The following is a 22,411-nucleotide window of genomic DNA, read 5'->3' on the forward strand; positions in this document are numbered from 1 at the left end:
TCGGAGCAAAAGTTGAAGATCGGTACATAGATTTTGGCTCCTCAATATATGGAGGGCTATGCTATGTAAGAAAATAGAAAAATGTTAAAGAGAGGAAAATTAATGGAAAAACAAAATCCTATAATTGAAACAAAACGATTAATTTTAAGAGAAGTAACCTCAGAGGATGCTTTGGATATGTATCACTATTTATCCGATGAAGAAGTCGTAAAACACATGGGTCTAGCGCCTGCCCAAAGTGTTCAAGAAGTAATGGATGAAATCGACTGGTATCATTCAATAATAAAAGAAGGTACAGGTATTAGGTGGGGAGTTACTTTAAAAGACTCAGATAAGGTTATAGGTAGTTGCGGGTATTTAAATATGCAACACAAACATTATAGAGCTGAAGTTGGATTTGAATTAAGTAAAAATTATTGGGGAAAAGGCATAGCTTCTGAAGCGCTAGGAGCTATTATGAGGTATGGATTTAATCACTATCAGTTAGAACGGATAGAGGCTTTGATAGAGCCTGGTAATATTCAATCACAACAGTTGGTTAGCAAACTAGGTTTTACAAAAGAAGGCTTACTCAGGCACTATGAATATACTCTTGGTAAATTTGATGATTTATATATGTATTCAATTATTAAAAGAGATCTTATCAAATAATAGAAGTGTAATGGTGTTAAGGAAGATATCTATACTGAGTCTTAATTAATCTCGGAGCAATAGTTTAAAAGAGTGTTTGCTTTATGCTCCACAGTTGCAGTTACTTGAACATTAAAGAGAAAGGAATTGATAATGATTCGTTCAATATTTTTGATAGTAAGTTTATGCTGTATCTTTTTATTGACCGCCTGTATAGGTGAGGAGTACGATTTCACTCCTCCAACAATGACAGTTTGGTACCATCATCTAAACGACTATGATTCATATGAACTTAAAGAAGCATCCGTGAATTGGGAAGGTCCTAATGAGGAATACAAAAAAACTGTTGTTGACTTTCAATCATTAGGAATCGAACAGAATCAAATTGAGGTCAATGCTGGTTCAGAGGGAAACATAGAATTTGGACATTCTGATTTTAAATTAGAAGAGTTTCAAGTATCTCTTTGGCAAAACAATGAAGAGATTGAATTGCCTGTAAATAAATCTAATGGTTTTCAATTTCCAGATTCAAAAGGTAACTATATCTTAGAAGTGAATCTCTCTTCTGATATGGGAGATGTTCAATATGTGGGGAACATTGATCTAAATTAACACTAATGTACGGAAAATTCTAGAGTTTATCCCGGTTCCAAGTCTTCTGGATTATCGGAGCAATTCTAGAATAACAAAGTTTACCTTAACCATTTAACAGAATAAACATTTCACTTAAACAATTACATGTTGGGAGGTCAGGGGGCATTGGAAAGAATTATAGGTACATATACAATAGAAGGACAAACCATCGAATATTCAATTACTGGAAAAGAAGGCGAACAAGTATTAGTGATGCACGGAGGACACTCCAATTGCAATGAAGAATTTGGATATGAATCACTTATTAAAAGTGGTTTCATGATCATTACACCTTCAAGGGCTGGATACGGCAGAACCTCAAAGAAAATTGGAGAAAGCTTGTCCGAAGCCTGCGGTTATTATGTGAAGCTATTAAATCATTTAGGAATTGAAAAAGTTCATGTTCTTGCAGTTTCGGCTGGGGGACCAAGTGGACTTTATTTTGCTTCTCATTACCCGAAGAGAGTCAAAACATTGACGTTACAAAGTGCTGTTACCAAAGAATGGCATACCCCAAAAGATAAAATATATAAATTGGCCCAGATTTTATTTCATCCTTCTTCAGAAAAAATGACATGGAAACTCACTTCAATCATGAGCAACTGTTTTCCGAAGTTTATGTTTAAGCAAATGGTATCCTCATTTAGCAAGCTTTCATATAAGCAAATAAAAGACAAAATGTTGGAAGAAGATATTGACGAACTCCAGAAGATGAATAATCGCCAGCGATCAGGGTCTGGCTTTTTAATTGATTTATTACAAACAAAGGAAATTACATCAAAGGATTTAAATGAAATTTCTTCCCCAACCCTTATCATGCATAGCAAACATGACCGGGCAGTCCCGTTCGAGCATGCACATTATGCTCATAAACAAATCTCGGATTCGAAGTTATGTATACTTAATTCATGGGGACATTTGATATGGCTTGGTGAGGGAGCGAAAGACCTAAATGGGACACTTGTAGACTTTCTTACTCGTTATTCATAAGATCCTAACAATTCAAAAGTGGAGAGCTAACTGGTATTCCTTAAAAGCGCGCAATATAACAAGTCCCCCCTAAAAAAAATCTGGTTATTCCAGTATCTCGGAGCTTATATATAATAAGGTGGGCTTCTTTATCTGAAATCTAATAGCAAGTTAGAATCCTTAGTAACAATACAGGATTGATAAAATATACTTCGCGTATAATATCAATTTTACGAAAAATAGATCATCTCTCTCAGCAAGAAATAATACAGACACAGCAAGCCCTCACACTTTAAAATGTAGGGGCTTGGATCATTTTATAGTATATAAAGAGGGAAGGAGTTAGGGGACACTCCTTGGTTCAAGCTACCTATCTTAAGAATATGGGATACTTTTTAAAATTTGGCATTTATCAAAAACTCTTTAGAACTATTATGCATACGAGGCTCAAATGGATTGTCTTAAATAATGAACAGTGCTTGTGGAGGTGTCCAGGATGGAGTCTAGAATACTTTATTTAGAATCTCATTAAGTCAAATTATACGATTAAGCAGGTTGCGTTAAGTTAGAAAGGGATAAACTTGATAATCATTCTTTAAAAGATGAAATCATAAATCTTGAGCTAATTTTTTCATATTAGAAAAGTTCTTAGCTTCATGTTACTGACCTATTAACGGATACGTTTTGCTTTGTTTCAACGTATCATTCATTATTTCAACTTCCCATGCATGAAAGTCAAGTGCCGCCAATTGAATCGCGTTCTCAAAAACAACTCGATCTGCTTCTGTTACTATATCTTCATCCATTTTGTATTGTACCGTAGCAACACTATTTTTAATGGATGAGTGGAGAATTTCTATCCCTTCCACAATGGCTGACGAATAAAACGCGTCGGCATTATCTACTGAACTCATGGCTTCTATTGTCTCTCTGAAAGAGAGCAGCTCATCGTTTTCATTTACTACTTGCTCCTCTAACTCGCCACCAGGCAAGAAGAAGGTTTTCCCTAATTCTTCGTCATAAATCGTATAGTAGCCGCGGGTGAAACCTCTTTCTTCTTTAACAGCAACAGATTCATCGACTGATCTTTCAGCCAATACCATACCCTTTTCACCATTAGGATTTAAAAATGTAATTTCTTTCACTCCATAAAGATCACTGATTCCAAATAACGCCTTGAAGAATAAATTGCTTTGTGCAGAGGTTGCAGCTAAAGCATTTCCATCTTCATTGAAGTGGATTAGTAGATTAGGCCATTCAAATGTTAGATCAGTATATGAACTAAGTATATCCTGCTCAGACGGATCATTATTGAATAGTGACGTTTCTAAGCGTTTTTCAGGTGAAAGTGCTTGCTCTTCTTCCTCATCACGCTGTATCGTGTATGCCGTATAAAAATTATTTTCATGATCAAATAAGTGAGTATCAATAAAATAATTAGGATTCTTTTGCTCCCCGCTATAAACGTCTGTTTTGTTCTCATCAGCATTAGAAGTTCCAGCTTTATCTGAAGGTTCCATGTTAGCACCGTTGTCTTCTGCACTACCATCGTTTTCTACCGATTCCATACTTCCATTTTCACTAGACTCAGAAGTCTGTGAATTTACCTCATCCTTTGAGCTTTGACATCCAGCAATTAAAAGAGCAATTAGTAACACCCCTGCTAGTTTTGTCTTTTTTTCCATTTTTTTACGCCTCCTTAACCCATATATACCCCCTAAGTAGTTTCTAAACAGTTATTTTTGGTTATTTATATTTATTTTTCAAAATATCTTTCAGCTGAATAGAGACTAAAAATGATATGGTAAAAGAATCCTGAATGTGCTTTTTTGAGTTTTGATATTGATCTACGGGGTACATTCCTTCATGTAACACAATAACCGACAAAGGAGTTTTTTATGATGGCACAGCGTTTTAAGACTGGCGAAAAAGCACCTGAGAATGGAACGTATGAATTTGTTGGATTAGTAAACGAATCAAACGAGAATGCTAACGCAGAAGAAGAAAAAAACATTGAACTAAGCAGTGGAGATACATTTCCTCCATCTCAATCCAACAAAGATGCGGCGTATTGGGAAAAATCAAATTAAATTGTCATTGAACCTCCGAGAATGTTCATTCGTTCTTAGAGGTTTTTTTGTTTTCTTGATGGCTTGGATTTGTCAGTGCAACAGGCAAAATGATTTAACATAAACGAATCCTCCATATGTGGAAATAAATGTTACGATTGGTAGTGTGAGACTAAAGTCATTTATTCAAGAAAAGTTGGTAACAAATACAAAACAGACCGACATTTATCCAGTAGCTAATAAACCTCTTATCACGTTAATTCATAAACGAACTGTTCGAGAATGAGGGAAGTACGAAGAAGGAAGTAAGCGTCACTTCATGGGGCATTTTATACTTCTATACATAGTAAAAACGGAAAGCATGATTGTAGTTATGAAAGAATGAGAAACAACTAGGCTTTTTTAAGGAGCGATCATCGTAGTGGATAGCATTATTTTTGACTTAGACGGGACCATTTGGGATCCGATTGATACTGTATTACTAGCATGGAATAGCCGTTTGAAAGAGCATCCTCAAGTAAATCGGGAACTGACAAGGACTGACTTTGAAGGAACGATGGGATTACAAATGCAGGAGATCAGTCTTAAACTGTTTCCTCATTTAACTGAAGATGTTCGCGAACAGGTCATAAAAGAGTGTTGTGAGGTTGAACAAGGATATTTACAAAAACACGGCGGGTCTCTTTTTCCTCAGGTAGAGGCCGTCTTGCAGAATCTATCAAACTCCTACAACCTCTATATCGTCAGTAATTGCCAGGATGGATATATTGAATCATTCTATGCGTATCACCAACTTGAGAAATACTTTCAAGACTTTGAAAACCCCGGGAGAACAGGCCTTTCAAAAGGCGAAAATATTCAGTTGATTATGGAGAGAAACAACTTGACCTCTCCAATCTATGTAGGGGATACGGAAGGAGATTTAAAAGCAGCGAGGTACGCCAAAATTCCTTTCATTTATGCGCAGTATGGTTTTGGACAAGTATCCGAATACGATGATGTGATTGAATCGTTTCCGGAGCTGTCAAAATTCTATTGAACTCACCTGTTATGATAATGGAAAAGGTCTTCAGTACATCATAAACGCTTCATTTATTCAATTAGTGAGGGATGAAAGGAGGAGTCTTGTATGAATGATCAGTTACTTCCAGTACTGAACGAAAAATACCCATTGGATTTGCTCAAAGTAGATGCTATGACAGATGAGATGTTTCGTTGTACGGCGGAACAAGGTACTTACTACGCCAGGGTGACCAACTATAAAAGCTATGAAGAACAGGTAGATGAAGTGACTTATACGAATTTCCTCTATCAAGAAGGTTTGGGTGTATCGCCTACAATCGCTTCAGTAAATGGAGAAGTAGTTGAAAGGATTATGCTAGACAGGGAAATGTTAACAGTCGTTTATCAAGCGGCTCCTGGGATCCATTTGCCAAGAGGGCGTTGGCAGCCCAATGTGTTTCATGAGCTAGGTCGGCAAATAGGGCGATTGCACCGTTTGTCCAAAAAATTTGAAGAAACCTACCCCGTTACTAATATTAACGACTGGCATGAGAATGAGGAGTACGCCTTTCTGAAGTATATTCCCAAAGAAGAACGTACGATTAGAGAGGTGGCACATGACGTCTTATCAACAATAAAAAATCTTACAAAATCCTATTCCAACTATGGATTATTACACGGTGATTTGTGCTTAGAAAATCTATTAGTTGATCAAGAATCAAATTTAACAATGATTGATTTTCAAGATTGCGAGAAGCACTTTTATGTTTTCGATCTAGCTGCTGCAGTTTATAGTGCAATGGAATATTCCTATGTTGGGGGAGGGAACATTGTGGACTATGGACGAGCGATGACAAAAGCAATCCTCCAAGGTTACCGGGAGGAAAATAACTTATCGCCTGAAATGGAAGATCAGCTTCCTTTATTTATCAAACTAAAGGAAGTATTTGAATACAGCTTAATGCATATGTATTGGGATAAAGAAAGGTTAACGGAAGATCAGATTAGAATCATGAACCATTTTAGATTAAGGATTGAACAACATCATTCTCTTCTAACAAGGTAAGACAGAGGATTTGAGTAAAAAACAAAGAAAGAGGAGAATCAAATCGAATGAAAACAATCACTCATCCATCTATCAAACTATCACCTTCATTAAATCGAGAAGACTACAACGAAATCCTCAGATTAAAAGAATGTTGCCTTGAAAAAGAAGAAGTAACGTTAAAACTAGAACTTGATTACAAACTAACTAAATCTTATAACGAAACTATGGACCAGAACAAAATCAACGAGTTTATGTTTTATGATGATCACACACTGATCGGCTATATAGGCATCTGTCAATTTGGTTCAGAAGCATTAGAAGTAAATGGGATGGTTCATCCTGAGTTTAGGAGTCTGGGCGTCTTTAGACGGTTGTTCTCACTTGTTCATGATGAGTGGAATAAACGGGAATCGAAACAGATGCTTTTGTTGAGTAATCGAAATTCTGCTTCTGGGGTTAAGTTTATTAAAAGTACGGGAGCCCACTATGAGAACTCAGAATATGAGATGCATTTAATAAGTGAAGCAAGGGAAGCCGCGAAGACAAACCTTCATTTTCGAAAGGCGCTTAATCAAGATGCAAAAGAAATTGCGAGACAAAATGCGATATACTTTCAAATGAATTCAGAGGAAGAGTCAACACTTCCTGAGGAAGCAGCAAAGGATGGAATGGATATTTTACTGGCTGAATGTAACCAAACAGTTATAGGTAAAGTTCATATAGAAGTTCAGAATGGCGTGGGTGGCATTTACGGGTTAGGCGTTCTCCCTGAATTTCGAGGAAAAGGTTATGGCAGAGACATCCTCCTGAAAGCTGTACAGGAATTAAGAGAAAAACAAGCCCAACAAATTATGCTCCAAGTGGCAGTGAAGAACAAGAATGCTTTAAATCTATACCAATCGTGCGGTTTTAAAGAGACTTCTACCATGGATTATTTTAAATTGACAAAGAACTGAATTAATTGATGTGAGGGTTAGCAATTTTAAAAAGATAACCATACTCAATATGATAATTAAAGGAAAGTGAGATAAGCTTATGATGAAACCATCTGCCTTACAAAAGGGAGATCAGGTAGCCATTATTGCACCTGCTGGCCTGCCAGATAGAGAGCATCTGAACCAGGGAAAACGTGTATTAGAGAAAATGGGGCTTGAAGTCGTTATCGGAAGGCATGTGTTCGAGTTTGGGACAGATTTAATAGCTATTGAACAAAAGCGACTTGCTGACTTACATGATGCATTTAGTGACCCATATATCCAGGGCATTTTTTGTGCCAATGGAGGATTCGGATCAGCAAAAATGACTCCTATGATAAATTATGAAAAGATTCAAAGAAATCCTAAGATCTTCTGGGGATACAGCGACATTACATTTTTGCTTAATGCCATTCAAAACTTCAGCAACTTGGTTACCTTCCACGGACCGATGGTGGCAACAGATCTCAATGATGAAGAAAGAACGGCAGAGACAGAAGCCTCGTTTCTACCTTTATTTACAGGTGAATCTCAGATCTATGATTCTCAAAAATCACCTCTTCATATAATAGCTGATGGTATAGGGGAAGGACGGTTAGTAGGAGGGAATTTAACGCTGCTTACCAATGGATTGGGAACGCCTTATCAAGTGAATGCAAATGGAGGCATTCTGCTTATTGAGGAAGTTGCAGAACCTGCGTTTCGTGTTGATTTGATGCTTACTCATCTTAAACAAGCAGGGGTGTTTGATGAGGTTAATGGTGTTGTTTTAGGTTGTTTCCAAGCTGATTCAGATGAAAATAAGGAATTGAAAAAAGTGCTTCAAGATTTCTTCTTTAATGCGCCATTCCCTGTTGTAGAGAACTTTTATTATGGTCATTGTCAGCCCCATTATGGTGTGCCGCTGGGGGTAAACGTAAAACTCACAACATCGCCACCGCGGTTGGAGATTGATTCGGGAGTGACTAAGCTTTGAAAGTATTATTTAGTAATCACATGAGCTTTTAAATTCACCTAAACATAGGTCACTCAAAAATTAGCTTTTCACTTTAGCAAAGGTAAAAGGGGATATGTATGACTTATAAATTTGAAGTAATGACTCAAGATCAAGCAGAAGACATTTCTTATAATTGGCACTATGAAGGGGAATATTCTTTTTACGATATGGAGGCGGATGAAGAAGATTTACAAGAATTCGTCGATCCGGAATTACGTGGGGACACTAAGTTTGCGGTGATGAAGAATAGTGAATTAATTGGTTTTTTCAGCGTTAACAAAGTGGATAATCTAACTTATGATATTGGCTTAGGGATGCGCCCGGATCTTACGAATAGGGGGATGGGTTTGGACTTTCTAAAAGCAGGTCTCGCGTTTGTGAAGAATGTATATAACCCAAGAAAAATAACCTTATCCGTTGCGACTTTTAATCAAAGAGCCATAAAAGTATACAGAAAGTTAGGATTCAGAGATGTTAATACGTTTATGCAGGATACAAATGCTAGCACATTTGAATTTTTGAAAATGGAATATGAACGGTAAATCGATTTCGCTCGGATTTAACATGATGAAAAGGTAACGTGCGGAGTTGATAAGTAATAAAAAGTTCAAAAAGGACGTTAATTGCAACTGTCGTTTTTATTCTTATTGCATTTCCTTTAAACCTTCTCCTTCCATTTCTAACGTTATTGAACTATTTCATCATAGGTATCATTGCAGCGGTTATTTATCCTGCAGCAGATAAATATTTACCCGTAGATGAAGAAGAAGAGCGAGGATTTAGAATCAGGAGAAGGAAACATTTAAGGTTTTAAGAAAAAAAGCTAAAACGCGAATGGGAAAATGGATGTGAACCTTTAGGAGATCTTTCTCAATTCATAGCCATCAAAATATGAGATCATTATGTTTAAAAGCAGACACCAAGTCTGCTTTCCGACTTTATTCTACTTCATCCCAATCTGGGTTCCATACAACCTCCCACAAGTGACCATCTGGATCTTGAAAATGACCAGAATACCCTCCCCAAAATGTATCGTGTGCAGGGTCAGTAATGAGGGCACCTGCCCTTTCAGCTTTGTCCATTACATGATCCACTTCTGTCTTACTATTGACGTTGTGACCGAGAGTAAACTCAGTAGGACTTGGATGATGAACCTTTATCTTGGCTTCATGTGCTATATCTTTCCGATGCCAGATCGCAAGTTTTAGACCGGGTTGCAAATCAAAGAAAGAAACAGCGCCATGGTCGAACTCTTCACCAACGATTCCTTCAGTAGGAAATTCTAGTCCGTCACGATAAAAGCGTAACGCTTCGTTTAGGTCGTTTACGCCAATCGTGATGACAGACACTCTAGGCTTCATAAATCCAACCCCTCCTATTCATTGTAAAATCATTCTATCACATCCATTTTAAATAAGAGCTCTCCAGTGATGGCTACTGTATGGTAACCTCTAGAATCAGGCCCCTTCAACATTCTTATATTTGTAAATTTCATCTGTTTCATAAGTGGAATGAGCTCATTTTCAATCATGTTCTTCATAGTATCCCACGACTCCCCATTTTTTCCGTCGCAAAGCGTTATTGAAACCGTTCCTTTTTGTTTAAGGACTCTAGATATTTCTGAGATTGCTTGAGGAAGGTTTTCCCAGAAGTAAACGGAATGGACACTCAATACTTTAGAAAACTGTTTATCTTTAAAAGGTAATTGATGAACGTTTCCGAGGACAACTTGAGCTCTTCCTTTTCTTATTGCTATTTGGTTTCGGATCGATGAAGAGTGAAGGAGCGTCTTAGAAACATCCAAACCGATTACTTTGTGAACGGAATGTTCGTTTAATAAACGTTTCATCGCATACCCTGCCCCACACCCAATCTCCAAGATGTCTTCATCTTCTTGGAGGTTTAATAATGTAATGGACCAAATCGTTTCTGGTTTGTGTTGTCGTATCATTTTTTCACCAATGTACCATCCTAACAATCCTTTGGGATGTTGGTACTGTTGTTCAACCGTGCTTGCCATCCGTTTGAAAAAAATCATTGCGCACCTTCTTTCTTTTATACGTTAAAAGTATAAGTAGATTAAATCGATTAAACAATCTAATATAAGTTATAGTTACTATTAATTATTTTTATATAAGAGGTGTGGCATTGGAAATTAATCAGCTAAAAGCTTTTGAGTTGGTCGTTCGGTTAGGTTCCTTTAGTAAAGCTTCAAGATATTTAAACGTATCGCAACCAACCATCAGCTTACGAATCAAAGAGCTGGAAAAGAGTGTTGGAGGTTCATTGTTTCATCGTGTCGGGAAAAATATGGAACTGACAGACCTGGGGCAGGGGTTCCTACCATATGCGAGTCAAGCGTTAGAAGTATTATTAAAGGGACTAGAAAGGGCTCAATCCATTAAAGAAGGAAAACGAGGAGAAGTAAAAGTAGGAACACTACCTACATTTACCACAGGCATTTTTACTTCAACAATAGTTGAAATGCATGAGAACTATCCCGAAATCGACTTGGTCATTCATACAGGTCATAATCAACAAATTGTTGAGATGCTCTATGATGGGTTTATTAAAATGGGACTGATTACTCATCCCTATTTTAATAGTGATTTAAAGACGCTTCTTTTGATGAAGGAACCGCTTATATTAGTGGCTCATAAGCACCATAAATTAAGTGAATTAAACGCTAGAACCTATACAATAGAGGAGATTTTTGCAAATAGTAGTCCTTATATTCTGACTGATTGGAGTGATGAGAGTAAACATTGGCAAAAAACTTATATGTCATTTGGCATGGATACTCTTGAACTCCCTCCCACTACAGCTCTTGACTTTGTTCGTTCAGGAAAAGGTGTAGCTCTTTTGACCAAATCACTCGTTCAAGATCCATTAACGAGGGGGACACTAACGAGACTTTTGCCTGTGGACATGCCAGAACTAACTAGATGCGTTGCTCTAGTTAGTTTGGAAGGCGAAACTTCTCTCACCCCAGCAGCGCAACGGTTTGTGAAAATATTAAAAAATCATGCAGCAACACTGAGGTCTCTTTAAGAATTCATCCGATCACTCTAAATTGTACGACCCCAAAATCCTTATTGACAGCACTAACCTCGATGAATATACTAAATATGTAAGAAAAAGGTGGAAAGGAATGGTACTTAGCGGATGTGGAATTAATCTTATTTAAACGGGATCAAACTCATATTTTCATAAAAATGAGAACCTGGAAAATAGGATTAGTCTGTCCAATTAAGTGATCATTTCATCATGTACCTTTTTCAAATAAAGGGAGACGTAAAGAATATTTACGTTTATTTCACTATTTGTTTAAGCGTTTGCATGTTATTTGATATGGGATTAGCAGCCTCTCCAGGATTCTTGGAGAGGCTTATTTATGTTCAATAAGCCTCTCAATCAAATTTAGTAAGAGGTGACCTGCATGGCGCGAGTGATACAAGTGAAAGATCTGCAGAAAAGTTTTGGCGAACGGGAAATTTTAAGTGACGTTAACTTTGAGATACGAATTGGTGAGAAGATTGGTTTAGTTGGCTGGAATGGGGCTGGGAAATCAACCCTTGTCAATATTTTGATGAAAAGGATTGAACCAGATAGAGGTTCTGTGACTATTCCCCATGTGAACATTGGCTATTTGCCTCAATCAACAGATAATCACCTGGCTGTTGATGCTGAACTTTTCGGTGAAAGGTTACTGGAACAAAGTAAGAAGCTAGGGTTTCAGAAAGAGCGATGGGAGCAAGAAAGTCTCCAACATTTAAGTGGTGGCGAAAAACTGAAATTGTCTTTAGCGAAGATCTGGGCAAGTTCACCCGAATTTTTGATCTTAGATGAACCAACGAATCATCTGGACATTCAGGGAGTCAAGTGGCTAAGTGAAGAGGTGAGAAATTATTCAGGTGCTGCCCTCATCATTTCACATGATCGCTATTTTTTAGATGAGACCGTGACAAAAATATTTGAATTGGAATCTGGAAAATTAACCATCTACGAAGGAAATTACTCATTCTATCGGAACGAAAAACAGAGAAGATACGAGCAGAATAAGCGTGATTATGAAAAGCAACAGCGTAAGGTCGAAATGATTGAACAACAAATCTCCACGTTGAAAAATTGGTCAGCTAAGGGCCATCGTGAAGCTGGAAAAGGTGGATCCAATTCGGAAAATCGTCAAATGGGATTGCGGGAATTCGAACGAGCGAAGGCAAAGAAAAAGGATAACCAGATAAAATCGAAGCTGAAACGGTTAAATCTAGAGCTTAAGAAAGATGGAGTCGAAAAGCCTAAAGAAGAGAAAACGGTCTCTTTTCAGTTTGAATCAGGAGCGAAACGTGGCAAGAGAATTCTTGAAGCAAAGGGGATCAAGAAGCAATTTGGGGATCGCTTGCTCTTTGATAAAAGTCATTTTTACATCAAACATGGTGACCGAATTGGACTGATTGGATCAAATGGTACGGGTAAAACAACCTTTATAAAAATTCTCCTTGAGCAGGAAAAGCTTACGAAAGGTTCGCTTTGGATGAGTGAATCGACTAAAGTGGCTTATCTTTCACAGGATGTAACGGACTTACCAGGCGAGAAAACGCCGTTAGATTATCTTGATTTAACGAACCGACAGCTGGAAACAAGAGCGAGAACGCTTCTTTCGAATATGGGTATTCAGCAAGAGATTCTAGGGAAGCGCATTTCTCAATTAAGTCTTGGAGAACGAACACGAATTAAGCTGATTCATATGATTTTGATGGAATATGACTTCTTAATCCTGGATGAACCGACAAACCATCTTGATCTGCCAAGCCGGGAAGAGCTAGAAAGAACGCTAAGTACGTATTCAGGAACGCTGTTGATCGTTTCACACGACAGGTACTTAGTTGAAAAACTGTGTACAAAATTATTAGTTATTGAAAATGGGAAAATGAAGCGGGTTGAGGTAGGCATTAAGGAATATGAGGAAAAACAAAAGAAGAAGGAGACAGGAAACGAAAACGAAAACATAAGGGAAGAATTAGCCGTTCTTGAAACCAAAATGACAGAGCTCCTAGGCAAAATCAGTTACTTGTCAGTGGGGACAGAGGAATATGAATCGATCGATAAAGAGCTAATGAAGTTGATGGATTTGAAAAGAAAATGGAACAGCTTATGATGTAGAGTGATTCTTTGTTATTTTTACAAGACCCAGTTGAACATAAAGATAAGTTGAAGGAAGATTCCCCGATCACTTATTTAAAAGGGATGAATAAATTAGCTAGTCATTCAGGGTACCAATGATTTGAGGGTTGTTAAGGTTGAGTCCAATCAGATCTTTGATGCATTGAAGGGTTTGATCAGCAACTAATACAATAATACTAATTTCTAAAGATGCTAGGAATCCAATCTATTCGAAATTCCTAGCATTTTTTTATGTAGGATTTGCGTTTTCGTTTACAAATAGGCTAACTCGTTGGTGTATCGAGTTTTTGACCTCTATATATTAGACTTTCTATCCTCATAAGCGACAGTATGGTAAAAAGTATGGAATATTCTTGTATTTTCCATGATCTCGTTTTACCTGGTAAATAATTGGGAAATTCCTCCGCACAAGTTCATTTTGGTACACCAAAGGAGGATTAAAATGCGATTCTATTATACAGGTTTCGTGATATTAGCAGCTGTTTTATGGGGGATTTCAGGAGGTTTAGCAGGAATCTTAATGGACAAAGGGTGGAGTCCCCTTGTGATCTCTTTTTATAGAGGGGCGATTGGGTTAGTGTGTTTAGTGATTTGGGTACTTCTTAAACGAAAAGATAGTTCAGGCAAGCATTCTTCGAGAACCATCATGTGGTCCATGCTCGCTGGGATTGCTGTCGCTAGTAACTTCAGCTTTTACTTCCTCAGTATTTCCGAATCCGGAGTTGCCGTAGCGTCAACCTTAATGTACACGGCACCGGTATTCGTGCTGATCAGTTCTTTTTGTTTTCGAATCGAGTCAATTACGCCATTTAAGGTCATCTCAATGATTATCGTGATGTTTGGAATCAGCTTATTAACAAACATTTATGAAACAGGGATAAGCGAACTAAATGTGGTAGGGATCATGAGCGGGTTACTATCAGGTGTTTCTTATGCGCTCTTTATCTTTAGTTTTAAGAATGCTTCCGAAAATAATAGCCCTCCGTTTGTTCTTAGCACGGCTTTTGCTACATTTACCGCCGTATTGCTTCTTTTTATTGATCATAGGGAAGCACTCTCCGCATTGTTTTCGGAGGATCTGATCTGGTTTATTACTCTCGGAATCATTGGCGCAGGTGTTTCTTTTTACCTCTATGTAGAAGGGTTGAAAAAAACGTCCGCTTCCGTGGCTGCGGTTATTGCAATGGTTGAACCCGTCACCGCTTCTTTATTTGGATTAGTGGTTTTAGGAGAAGTTCTTACTGTCCTTCAAAGTATTGGGCTTATTGTCATCCTAATCACGATTACGATGTTAAGTGTAAAACAAAAGGATTGTTGAAAAATGATGAGAGAAAGTGTGGTCGTAGGGCAAATGGTTTGATTTAATAAATGTAAGAGCTTTTGTAAAACGTTTACTACTACTGCGATTCGAAGGGGAAATTGACTTGGAAAATGAGTGTTTTGTTTGCAGGAAGCATGCAGGTCTACTTGAGCTAGCCGGGGGAACGATCTATGAAGATGATTATGTGTATGTTGGACATATTGATCGAGGAGGGAAACCGACCTACCCAGGGCATGTGATGATTGATCTTAAAAGACATGTGCCTTCACTCGCGGATATGACGGCAGAAGAAGCGAGTGCTTTTGGGATGATTACGGCACGAGTGAGTAAGGCACTTCGAGAATGTGAGCACGCCGAACATATTTATGCGCAGGTGTCTGGCGATTCTGTTCCACATCTTCACATGCACCTTATCCCACGCTACGCTGGTACGCCAGAAGATTATTGGGGTCCAATGGAAGTCTATGAGTGGCAGGATGCGCCAACTGCGACAGAAAGGGAAATTGTTCTCTTATGTGAAAGGTTGCGTGCTCAATTAGAAAGAGTACTGGTGACTTGAGCCTCTCTATCATCTGTTTTATCGTGCTGACGAGCATGGGCATACCATTTCTTTTTTGGGGAGTAAGAGAGGTATGGCGAGGTGGTAAAGGGATTACTCGAGCTAAAGGGTATTTGGAATGTTTGTATGAAGTGGTGACACTTGAATTAAGTTCTGTCAGTCTTCATCTTTTAGTGGGAGTTTTTTTGATTATAGCAGGTGGGTTGTCACTTTTCTTTTAAAAATGGAAATATTTAGAAGAACATAGAGAAGGAGAGAGAGCATTTTATTCGGATGATAGTGGTATAAGTAAATAGAGAGAACGATGAAAAATGGCCCACAAAAGAACTGTTTTGTGGGCCGTTTTATTTAGATGTGTTGCGTTTTCAGATCGCTTACTTCGTATTCGTAAACCCACCATCAATGCGAATCACTTCACCATTGATATACTGCGCTTTCGAGGTTAATAGAAACGTGACAAGCTCAGCGACTTCTTCAGGCGTACCGAGACGTTTCTGAGGAATACCGGCTTCAGCATTTTCTTTCATTTTCGGATTGGCGTCATAAAAGTCTTTAACCATTGGAGTTTCGGTTGGTCCAGGGGCGATTGCGTTTGCGCGCAGGCCGTCTTTCGCATATTCAGCGACAATACTTTTCGTTAGTCCAATAATCCCGTGCTTTGTAGCGGAATACGTGACAACCGAATCCTGACCGATGACACCGGCACTTGAAGCCGTGTTCACGATAGAACCTCCACCATTTTTGATCATCACATCAGCTACGTATCGAACACCGTATAAGGCGCCCATTAAGTTAATGTCAACGATCTTCTCGATTTCTTCCACTTTCGTATTTAAGTAGTATTCTCCACTACCGGAGATGCCGGCATTGTTGAAGAAATAATCAATTGAACCAAAGGCTTCAACTGTTTTATCGACGTAATTTTTTACTTCATCTGCTTTGGATACATCAGCTTTTATGAAAAGCGCATCAACGCCTGCTCTTTTTGCTAGGTCAACCGTTTCATTACCGCCTTCTTCGTTAATGTCTACTGCGACAATATTAACTCCTTCATCAGCTAAGCGAACCGCCGCTGCTTGTCCTAATCCACTTCCTGCACCTGTAATAATTGCGACTTTACTCATGCGTAAAACCTCCTGATAAATTGTTTAAAAGTTCTATCCTGATGCTATAGTACTAGCTTTACCCGATAAAAAATCACATTAAACGATTGGAGTGTAGCGCATAAGTCATGGTTAGTGAGCTGTAATGAAAAACTGAAATGGAAAAACTACGTTACCTTGATACGTATTTGTTTCCCGTTACCCAAAAACGCCATGGATAGTCACGCGCTTCACCGGAGTTATCAATTCCAATGCGTTTTCCTTCAGAAATGTGATCAGGCTGATAACCACTACGAATATAAAGTGGCGCTCGCATTAAAGCATGTCCATAATCGCCTGGATCAATTCCAAGTGCTTTTGTAAGTTTGCCAGGTCCATCTGTCCATTCCTTTTGTTTACGGCCGGGTCTTCGTTGCTCCATTAAATCGAGCCCTTTTAGAGGCTCAACGGCTCGCACTAGAACAGCTTCTGGAACACCGGTTTCAGCACTGACGACGTTAAATAAACAATGTGTATGCATCACATAGGTATAGGCATTTCCAGGAGGGCCAAACATTACTTCCGTGCGCTTTGTGCGTTTGTTGTTGAAACTGTGGGCGGCTTGATCGGTTGCTCCGAGGTAAGCTTCAGTTTCAACAATATAGCCAGATGCAAGCCCTTCGTCTGTTTCTTTTACTAGCTCACAGCCGAGGAGCGCTTTTGCTAGTTCGAGGGTAGGTTTTTGATAGAATTCTCTTGGTAAGATTGACATGAGTGGGTTCCTTTCTAATGGGGATGAGAATTTGATTTTGGGTCTCTGTGTATCAGTTTTCCACGAGTTTTGAATAGATAAACGCGGGAACCGCGGGTGACAGGCACCCGCGGTTTTGAAAGGGGGGCGAAAATACCTGATCGTTCACTTTCTAACGACGACATATGGCCTCATCATTTCATAATCTTCGTGTTCTAATAGATGACAGTGCCAGACAAACAAGCCTGCATAAGGTGCGAACTTCATCATGATGCGCGTGATTTCATTTGGATTTGCCCGGACGGTATCTTTCCAACCGCGTTCATTTGGTTCCGATTTCTTACGTGGTCCCGTTGTCACAATGACCCCTTTTTGATCATATAAGTCCCTGTCAAAAGGCTGGCGATCAAGAATTTGAAAGCGAATAAGATGGAGATGAATAGGGTGAGTATTATTCGTGATATTAATAAGATTCCAAATTTCCACGTCACCTAATCTAGGCTTTTCGGTGATTGGATCAGACCAGAGCTGATTGTTTAATAGATGAAGGGATCGATTGTACGAATCGTTTCTCATGTTAAGTAGAAGGTTTCGTTGATTGTTTGCCTGGTACTCGTTCATTGTTTCAAACTGGGCCAAGGTTCCTGGTATAACACTTTGATCTTGATGAGAGAGCTTTTTCGATACGCGAAACTGCATAATAACCCCGGTGGTTTTAGGATTCGGCAACTTTCCATTTGGATACGATGAGGGAGCATCATTGGTTAAGATGATCACCTCTCCACTAGAACGACTAAAGTCCACCACGACGTCCACACGTTCTGCAGGAGCGACCAAAACGCGGGTGACAGGCACCGGACGCGGTAATAATCCCTGATCAGTCCCGATTTGAGTGAAAGGGAGGCCGTTTGAAAGAGCAAGACGATAGAATCGAGCATTTGCGCCATTCAGAATGCGAAACCGATACTTGCGAGGTTCCACTTCTAAATAGGGCCATACTTTTCCATTTACAAGGTTCATCTTTCCAAAAAACTCTCCAACAACGGATGGTGATACAGCCGGCACAGGAGGTTTGGGTTCAGCCGGATAATACAAAGATCCATCTTGATGAAAGGAGCGATCCTGAATAATAAGCGGAAGATCAAACTGACCGTTCGGTAAACCGAGTAATCGTTCTTCCTCATCATGAATGATATACATCCCGGCAAGTCCGGCATAGATATTCAAGCGGGTGATACCCATCGCATGATCGTGATACCAGAGGTTGGTAGCAGCTTGACGATTCGGATATTCATAAACAGGGTTGGTGAAAAAGGGACCGCGTTGCTGAAAAGCCTTTGTAAACCAAGCTTCTGGATAGCCATCGCTTGTATCTGGTGTAGAGCCTCCATGAAGATGCACAACTGTACGAACGTCCGGGACTTCTACACCAGCCCCATGAACGGTGTGATCAATCGGAAGAAAATGCCTGGTGGGAAGGTCGTTTTTCCAGAGAACACGAATAAGCTGATCCCGAAAGACATGAAACGTTGGACCGGGAAACATCCCGTTATATCCCCAAATCCGAGTTGGTGGCAAATCTTGATGAAGCTTTTGCATGGTTTCTCTCATTGTCACTTCGTAAAAGGGGATGCCGTTAGTGGTTTTGAGTGGTTGGATGGTCGGGAGGATGGGGAGTCGATCCACAAACTTTTCAAGCATGTGTGGCACTCCTTTCATTACGGTGTTTTTTGTTTATCTTATGTTTGCGTGAGAGGATCTATTTTTAATTTGTTTCGCGTGTGGGGGTGAGAATAGAAAAATCCCCCTCCTTTTCAAATGGAACAGGGAGGGGGGCGGATAGATAGATCTATGTAGCGCACTTTCAGCCAAGAGGGATTTGAAGTAGTGGTTCGTAGCGGTTGCTGTTAGGGCGTAGTTCGTATACTTGTACAGATTTTACTAGAAAAGTAGGATACGGTGTTAACTCTTTCTCTGCCGCATGCTCCATATTGCTTAACTCCTCTTTCGTTAAGCCATACAGTGCTTTTCCGAGCGTTAGGTGAGCCACAAAGTCATCGAGCTCAAAATATTGGTATTGGTTGATGAGTTTCTGTGAAGGAGAAATTGCTCTTACAATCGCTTCGTGTAAGGGATACAGCTCATCGGATAGAATGCTTAAGTAAAGAATGTTATCACCAAAATAGTTTGGCTTGGCTAGGGTAATGGTAAACGGGTGAAGGCTTTTACAAACCGCTCTCACTTTTTCAATCCATTCCTTATCTGGTGTTAAGCCGCCTTGTGCTTTGAGAGTAATGTGCGGTTCGACGATCGGGGAATCTAGCCATTTATGTTGAAAGTGCTCGACCTTTTTAAGATAGTCGGGTGGTGGGGTAATACCGATAAAATACTGTGAGGGCATAGAGATTCAGTCCTTTTGATAGATTTTAATCGTGAGTACCGTTTGATTACGTGTATGTTCTTCTTATGCTGTTATCACTGTTTAATTATGGTCATTATAACAAAAATAGGATTGTGAGAGTGTTTGACTGGTTGTAGTGTTCAAACATAGGGTATCATTGCTATATCTTGCCACTTTGCAAATATCGACAGCATTCGCCTTAAACCGGGTGGTGACAGGCACCAACTAACAGGCACCAACTAGAGGAGGTTTTCTATGTCTTCAGAACTTGAATCAAATATGGAACGCGAAACGAAGTCGGCATTATCAAAGCAATTCATCTTACAATCTTCCTACTGGAAAGCCATTCAACTTCTTGCAGGGATAAATTTGCTCTTTAGTTTATTTTATCTCTCATTTCGAAATACAAGTCCGATTTGGAATGTGTTTGGGGTTTTGTTTCTCGTCATGATTGTGATGAGCATGTTAGGCGTGCTCAGGCAACGTAAATTAAGCATTGCGAGTGCTCTGTATTTGATGTTTATTCCTTTTTCAATCATTTTGATTGGCTTAATGAATTTTCAGCTATCAAATCAGTATCCAGGTGAAACAAGCATTCTACCGATTCTTATCCCTAGTTTGTTTCTTCTGGTTCATGTAGTTACCTTGATTTTTGCCTGGACAATGGACAAGCAACGAAAAGAGGGAGGGAACAGTACCCCCCGATGGTTTTCTGATCTATTGGTATGGGGAAATATCGTTGTATTACTCGCGGGACTCTTCACAAGCTCTCTGATTCTCTTTCGTTACGAAAACGGCGGCTATGGGCCTTACGTGAACCAACTCGCCTTGTTTTACGCAATCGTTTTCCTAGCGAGCACCGTACTCGTTTTACAGGGAAGCAAGTCGTGGATAAGACCACGCCCAACGTTGCGGAGGATCTTGATGATCGGTGGGTTTGCCATTACTTTCGTTCATTTCTTACCGCTTCTCTCTGTCCCGATTACAATCAGTCAGGCAGAAGAACAGGTAGAAGAGGCGTTTAGTCAATGGGATTCAACGTCATTCCATTCGTCTGAATTTCAACAAACGCCATTTTCGCTTCCCGCTTATTTTCTTGGCATGCCCCCTGCAGATGTGGAGGGAGAAAAGGATGTGCTGTTTTATGAAGGGACTGAAGGAGTGGACGATGGCGTTGAGCTTCGTTTTGATTCCTTTCTTCCAAAAGAAAAGGATGGAAAGCTCCCTGTCTTAATTCGTATTCATGGCGGATCATGGGCAAATGGAGATAAAGGTGATGCGAACGTCATGCAGCAAAATACGTATTTTGCAAATCAGGGCTATGCGGTATTTGATATTCAGTATGGGCTGACGACGCTAAGTTCCTATGGATTAAGCAGCAATGTTCCTGACCATGTGAGGGGACCATTTTCAATTGATGACCAAGTTCGTCATATTGGACTTTTTACACAGTATTTAACGGAGCATGCAGAGGAATATAATCTCGATCTTTCCACAACATTTATTTCAGGTGGATCGGCCGGGGGTCATCTGGCAACGGCTAGCGTTCTTGCAATGACAGAGGGGAAGGACGGTGAATGGTTCTCGGAGGAAATCAACGTGAAAGCTCTGATCCCTTACTATCCAGCGAACAAAGGGCCAGCGCTCGGCGGTATTCCTGGTACGGAGGAACTTCTCTGGCCAGAACAGCTCGTTAGCGAAGAGAGTCCACCAGCGCTCCTTTTTCACGGTACGCACGATACGTACGTTGGGTATGAAACGGCCGCATCGTTTAAAGAAACGTATGCAGAGAACGATAATAAAAAAGCCGCTGTGATTTATATGCCGTTTGGAAACCATGGCAGTGACTTTTACTTTGCAGGGTATTACAGCCAGACATTTACGTATTACATGGAGAGGTTTATGGCGTTGTATCGGTGATGTTTAAGTGATAAGGTTTGAAATAAGATAAAAAAAGAACCAGGCGACCCTAAAGAGAGAGGGAAGTGCCTGGTTTTCTTTGTAAGTCAAAAGTCGATTTAAATCGGCTTCTAAGATTAAACGAGACTAATGCCTATCCAAATAAAGTAAGCGATTACAGAAACGTTGAACAGTGTAAAGAGCAATCCGATTGTCGCCCATCCTTTTTTCTCATCGCTCGTTCTGTAGACTACAAATGCGAACAAAATAGACAGCACACAGCCCGCTAGAATAACAAACATAATGGATATAGCAGCCGATTCACCGGAGCGAGAAGATACCGGATCAATCAAAAACATAGCGAGAGTTGTTAGAACACTGATGATATTAAATAAAACCGTTCTCCACGTTGTTCTCTTTGAGCGGTAGGTGTAAAACATGTTGTTCTCCTTTCTAGCCTGTTAAGTAGCATGTCTTTCATTATAGTGGAGTTAAAAGGAGAGCACAAACTGACGAGTGAAGGTGGTTCGAGGAAGAAGAAAAAAGAATTAACACATTCGACAATTTCCGACTGAAACCGGGTGGTGACAGGCACTACAATTGATTCAAATGGATATTGTCTTTAACAAAGAGTGGAGAGAAGTGGACTGGGTTCGGTTTAAATGAATGACAAGCGAGGTGCCATGATGCGGTATACAGTTGTTCGAAATATGTATTTGTTTCTAGGATGTTTTTATTTAATAAGCGTGCTGCTTATTGCAGGCTATGCCTTTGTCTATGACTTAGGATTACCTACTCTCTATTTTATCTGGATCATCGTAGGGGGTATCTTGTTGTTCATTTTTAGAAGAAATATGAAGCGAGTGATGAGAGAAAAAGCAATAAAATAAGG

23 protein-coding genes are annotated in these 22,411 nt (G+C 39.5%); 15 read left to right on the forward strand and 8 right to left on the reverse strand.

Annotated elements, in window-relative coordinates:
- Positions 1 to 102: 102 nt before the first annotated feature.
- From PQ578_RS09875 to PQ578_RS09885, 3 genes are all read left to right on the forward strand, one after another.
- Positions 103 to 651 carry a GNAT family N-acetyltransferase gene (locus PQ578_RS09875; protein ID WP_273834005.1) on the forward strand — a complete coding sequence of 183 codons (549 nt, stop codon included), beginning with the start codon at positions 103 to 105 and terminating at the stop codon, positions 649 to 651.
- A 132-nt stretch (positions 652 to 783) separates the two neighbouring features.
- Positions 784 to 1,242 (forward strand): hypothetical protein, encoded by a 459-nt coding sequence (locus PQ578_RS09880; protein WP_273834007.1) that lies wholly within the window; start codon positions 784 to 786, stop codon positions 1,240 to 1,242.
- A gap of 147 nt (positions 1,243 to 1,389) precedes the next feature.
- Entirely contained in the window at positions 1,390 to 2,253 is an 864-nt protein-coding gene (locus PQ578_RS09885) for an alpha/beta fold hydrolase (protein ID WP_273834010.1), read from the forward strand.
- 638 nt (positions 2,254 to 2,891) lie between these two features.
- Here PQ578_RS09885 and PQ578_RS09890 read toward each other — a convergent pair.
- Positions 2,892 to 3,917 carry a hypothetical protein gene (locus tag PQ578_RS09890; RefSeq protein ID WP_273834013.1) on the reverse strand — a complete coding sequence of 342 codons (1,026 nt, stop codon included), beginning with the start codon at positions 3,915 to 3,917 and terminating at the stop codon, positions 2,892 to 2,894.
- Between the two features lie 216 nt (positions 3,918 to 4,133).
- On the opposite strand from PQ578_RS09890, the gene PQ578_RS09895 reads away from it, so the two are divergent.
- The 6 genes from PQ578_RS09895 (at position 4,134) to PQ578_RS09920 (ending at position 8,864) form a co-directional block, all read left to right on the forward strand.
- Positions 4,134 to 4,322 (forward strand): YjzC family protein, encoded by a 189-nt coding sequence (locus PQ578_RS09895; RefSeq protein ID WP_273834016.1) that lies wholly within the window; start codon positions 4,134 to 4,136, stop codon positions 4,320 to 4,322.
- Positions 4,323 to 4,722: 400 nt separating this feature from the next.
- Complete coding sequence (locus PQ578_RS09900) at positions 4,723 to 5,340, forward strand: HAD family hydrolase (protein ID WP_273834018.1); 618 nt, start codon at positions 4,723 to 4,725, stop codon at positions 5,338 to 5,340.
- A gap of 90 nt (positions 5,341 to 5,430) precedes the next feature.
- Positions 5,431 to 6,369: a phosphotransferase enzyme family protein gene (locus PQ578_RS09905; protein WP_273834020.1), complete on the forward strand. Its 939-nt coding sequence runs from the start codon at positions 5,431 to 5,433 to the stop codon at positions 6,367 to 6,369.
- A gap of 47 nt (positions 6,370 to 6,416) precedes the next feature.
- Entirely contained in the window at positions 6,417 to 7,307 is an 891-nt protein-coding gene (locus PQ578_RS09910) for a GNAT family N-acetyltransferase (RefSeq protein WP_273834023.1), read from the forward strand.
- 79 nt (positions 7,308 to 7,386) lie between these two features.
- Entirely contained in the window at positions 7,387 to 8,301 is a 915-nt protein-coding gene (locus tag PQ578_RS09915; protein ID WP_273834025.1) for a S66 peptidase family protein, read from the forward strand.
- A gap of 98 nt (positions 8,302 to 8,399) precedes the next feature.
- Entirely contained in the window at positions 8,400 to 8,864 is a 465-nt protein-coding gene (locus PQ578_RS09920) for a GNAT family N-acetyltransferase (RefSeq protein ID WP_273834027.1), read from the forward strand.
- A gap of 396 nt (positions 8,865 to 9,260) precedes the next feature.
- Here PQ578_RS09920 and PQ578_RS09925 read toward each other — a convergent pair whose 3' ends face one another.
- Positions 9,261 to 9,683 (reverse strand): VOC family protein, encoded by a 423-nt coding sequence (locus tag PQ578_RS09925; RefSeq protein WP_273834029.1) that lies wholly within the window; start codon positions 9,681 to 9,683, stop codon positions 9,261 to 9,263.
- Positions 9,684 to 9,712: 29 nt separating this feature from the next.
- Positions 9,713 to 10,360, reverse strand: coding sequence for a class I SAM-dependent methyltransferase (locus tag PQ578_RS09930; RefSeq protein ID WP_273834031.1), 648 nt, complete (start codon positions 10,358 to 10,360; stop codon positions 9,713 to 9,715).
- A gap of 110 nt (positions 10,361 to 10,470) precedes the next feature.
- On the opposite strand from PQ578_RS09930, the gene PQ578_RS09935 reads away from it, so the two are divergent.
- From PQ578_RS09935 to PQ578_RS09950, 4 genes are all read left to right on the forward strand, one after another.
- Positions 10,471 to 11,373 (forward strand): LysR family transcriptional regulator, encoded by a 903-nt coding sequence (locus PQ578_RS09935; protein WP_273834033.1) that lies wholly within the window; start codon positions 10,471 to 10,473, stop codon positions 11,371 to 11,373.
- Positions 11,374 to 11,761: 388 nt separating this feature from the next.
- Positions 11,762 to 13,480, forward strand: coding sequence for a ribosomal protection-like ABC-F family protein (gene abc-f / locus PQ578_RS09940; protein WP_273834035.1), 1,719 nt, complete (start codon positions 11,762 to 11,764; stop codon positions 13,478 to 13,480).
- A 468-nt stretch (positions 13,481 to 13,948) separates the two neighbouring features.
- Positions 13,949 to 14,824 carry an EamA family transporter gene (locus PQ578_RS09945; protein ID WP_273834037.1) on the forward strand — a complete coding sequence of 292 codons (876 nt, stop codon included), beginning with the start codon at positions 13,949 to 13,951 and terminating at the stop codon, positions 14,822 to 14,824.
- Between the two features lie 106 nt (positions 14,825 to 14,930).
- Complete coding sequence (locus PQ578_RS09950) at positions 14,931 to 15,386, forward strand: HIT family protein (RefSeq protein ID WP_273834039.1); 456 nt, start codon at positions 14,931 to 14,933, stop codon at positions 15,384 to 15,386.
- A gap of 374 nt (positions 15,387 to 15,760) precedes the next feature.
- On the opposite strand, the gene PQ578_RS09955 is transcribed toward PQ578_RS09950, so the two are convergent.
- From PQ578_RS09955 to PQ578_RS09970, 4 genes are all read right to left on the reverse strand, one after another.
- A complete protein-coding gene (locus PQ578_RS09955; protein ID WP_273834041.1) occupies positions 15,761 to 16,510 on the reverse strand; it encodes an SDR family NAD(P)-dependent oxidoreductase in 750 nt (249 codons plus the stop codon).
- Between the two features lie 151 nt (positions 16,511 to 16,661).
- The gene (locus PQ578_RS09960; RefSeq protein WP_224884767.1) at positions 16,662 to 17,240 is read right to left on the reverse strand and encodes a DNA-3-methyladenine glycosylase; all 579 of its coding nucleotides are present in this window, start codon (positions 17,238 to 17,240) and stop codon (positions 16,662 to 16,664) included.
- Positions 17,241 to 17,384: 144 nt separating this feature from the next.
- Positions 17,385 to 18,920 carry a multicopper oxidase family protein gene (locus PQ578_RS09965; RefSeq protein WP_273834047.1) on the reverse strand — a complete coding sequence of 512 codons (1,536 nt, stop codon included), beginning with the start codon at positions 18,918 to 18,920 and terminating at the stop codon, positions 17,385 to 17,387.
- Positions 18,921 to 19,083: 163 nt separating this feature from the next.
- Entirely contained in the window at positions 19,084 to 19,620 is a 537-nt protein-coding gene (locus tag PQ578_RS09970; RefSeq protein WP_273834049.1) for a 2'-5' RNA ligase family protein, read from the reverse strand.
- A 255-nt stretch (positions 19,621 to 19,875) separates the two neighbouring features.
- Between PQ578_RS09970 and PQ578_RS09975 the strand changes: the two genes are divergently transcribed.
- Complete coding sequence (locus PQ578_RS09975; protein WP_273834051.1) at positions 19,876 to 21,540, forward strand: alpha/beta hydrolase; 1,665 nt, start codon at positions 19,876 to 19,878, stop codon at positions 21,538 to 21,540.
- A 116-nt stretch (positions 21,541 to 21,656) separates the two neighbouring features.
- Here PQ578_RS09975 and PQ578_RS09980 read toward each other — a convergent pair whose 3' ends face one another.
- Positions 21,657 to 21,959, reverse strand: coding sequence for a hypothetical protein (locus PQ578_RS09980; protein ID WP_160919777.1), 303 nt, complete (start codon positions 21,957 to 21,959; stop codon positions 21,657 to 21,659).
- Between the two features lie 222 nt (positions 21,960 to 22,181).
- Here PQ578_RS09980 and PQ578_RS09985 point away from each other — a divergent pair, with 222 nt between their 5' ends.
- Positions 22,182 to 22,409, forward strand: coding sequence for a hypothetical protein (locus PQ578_RS09985; protein WP_273834055.1), 228 nt, complete (start codon positions 22,182 to 22,184; stop codon positions 22,407 to 22,409).
- The last annotated feature ends 2 nt before the right edge of the window (positions 22,410 to 22,411 follow it).

Origin of the sequence: Guptibacillus sedimenti, from assembly GCF_028610665.1 — a bacterium.
Lineage (GTDB): Bacteria > Bacillota > Bacilli > Bacillales > Guptibacillaceae > Guptibacillus > Guptibacillus sedimenti.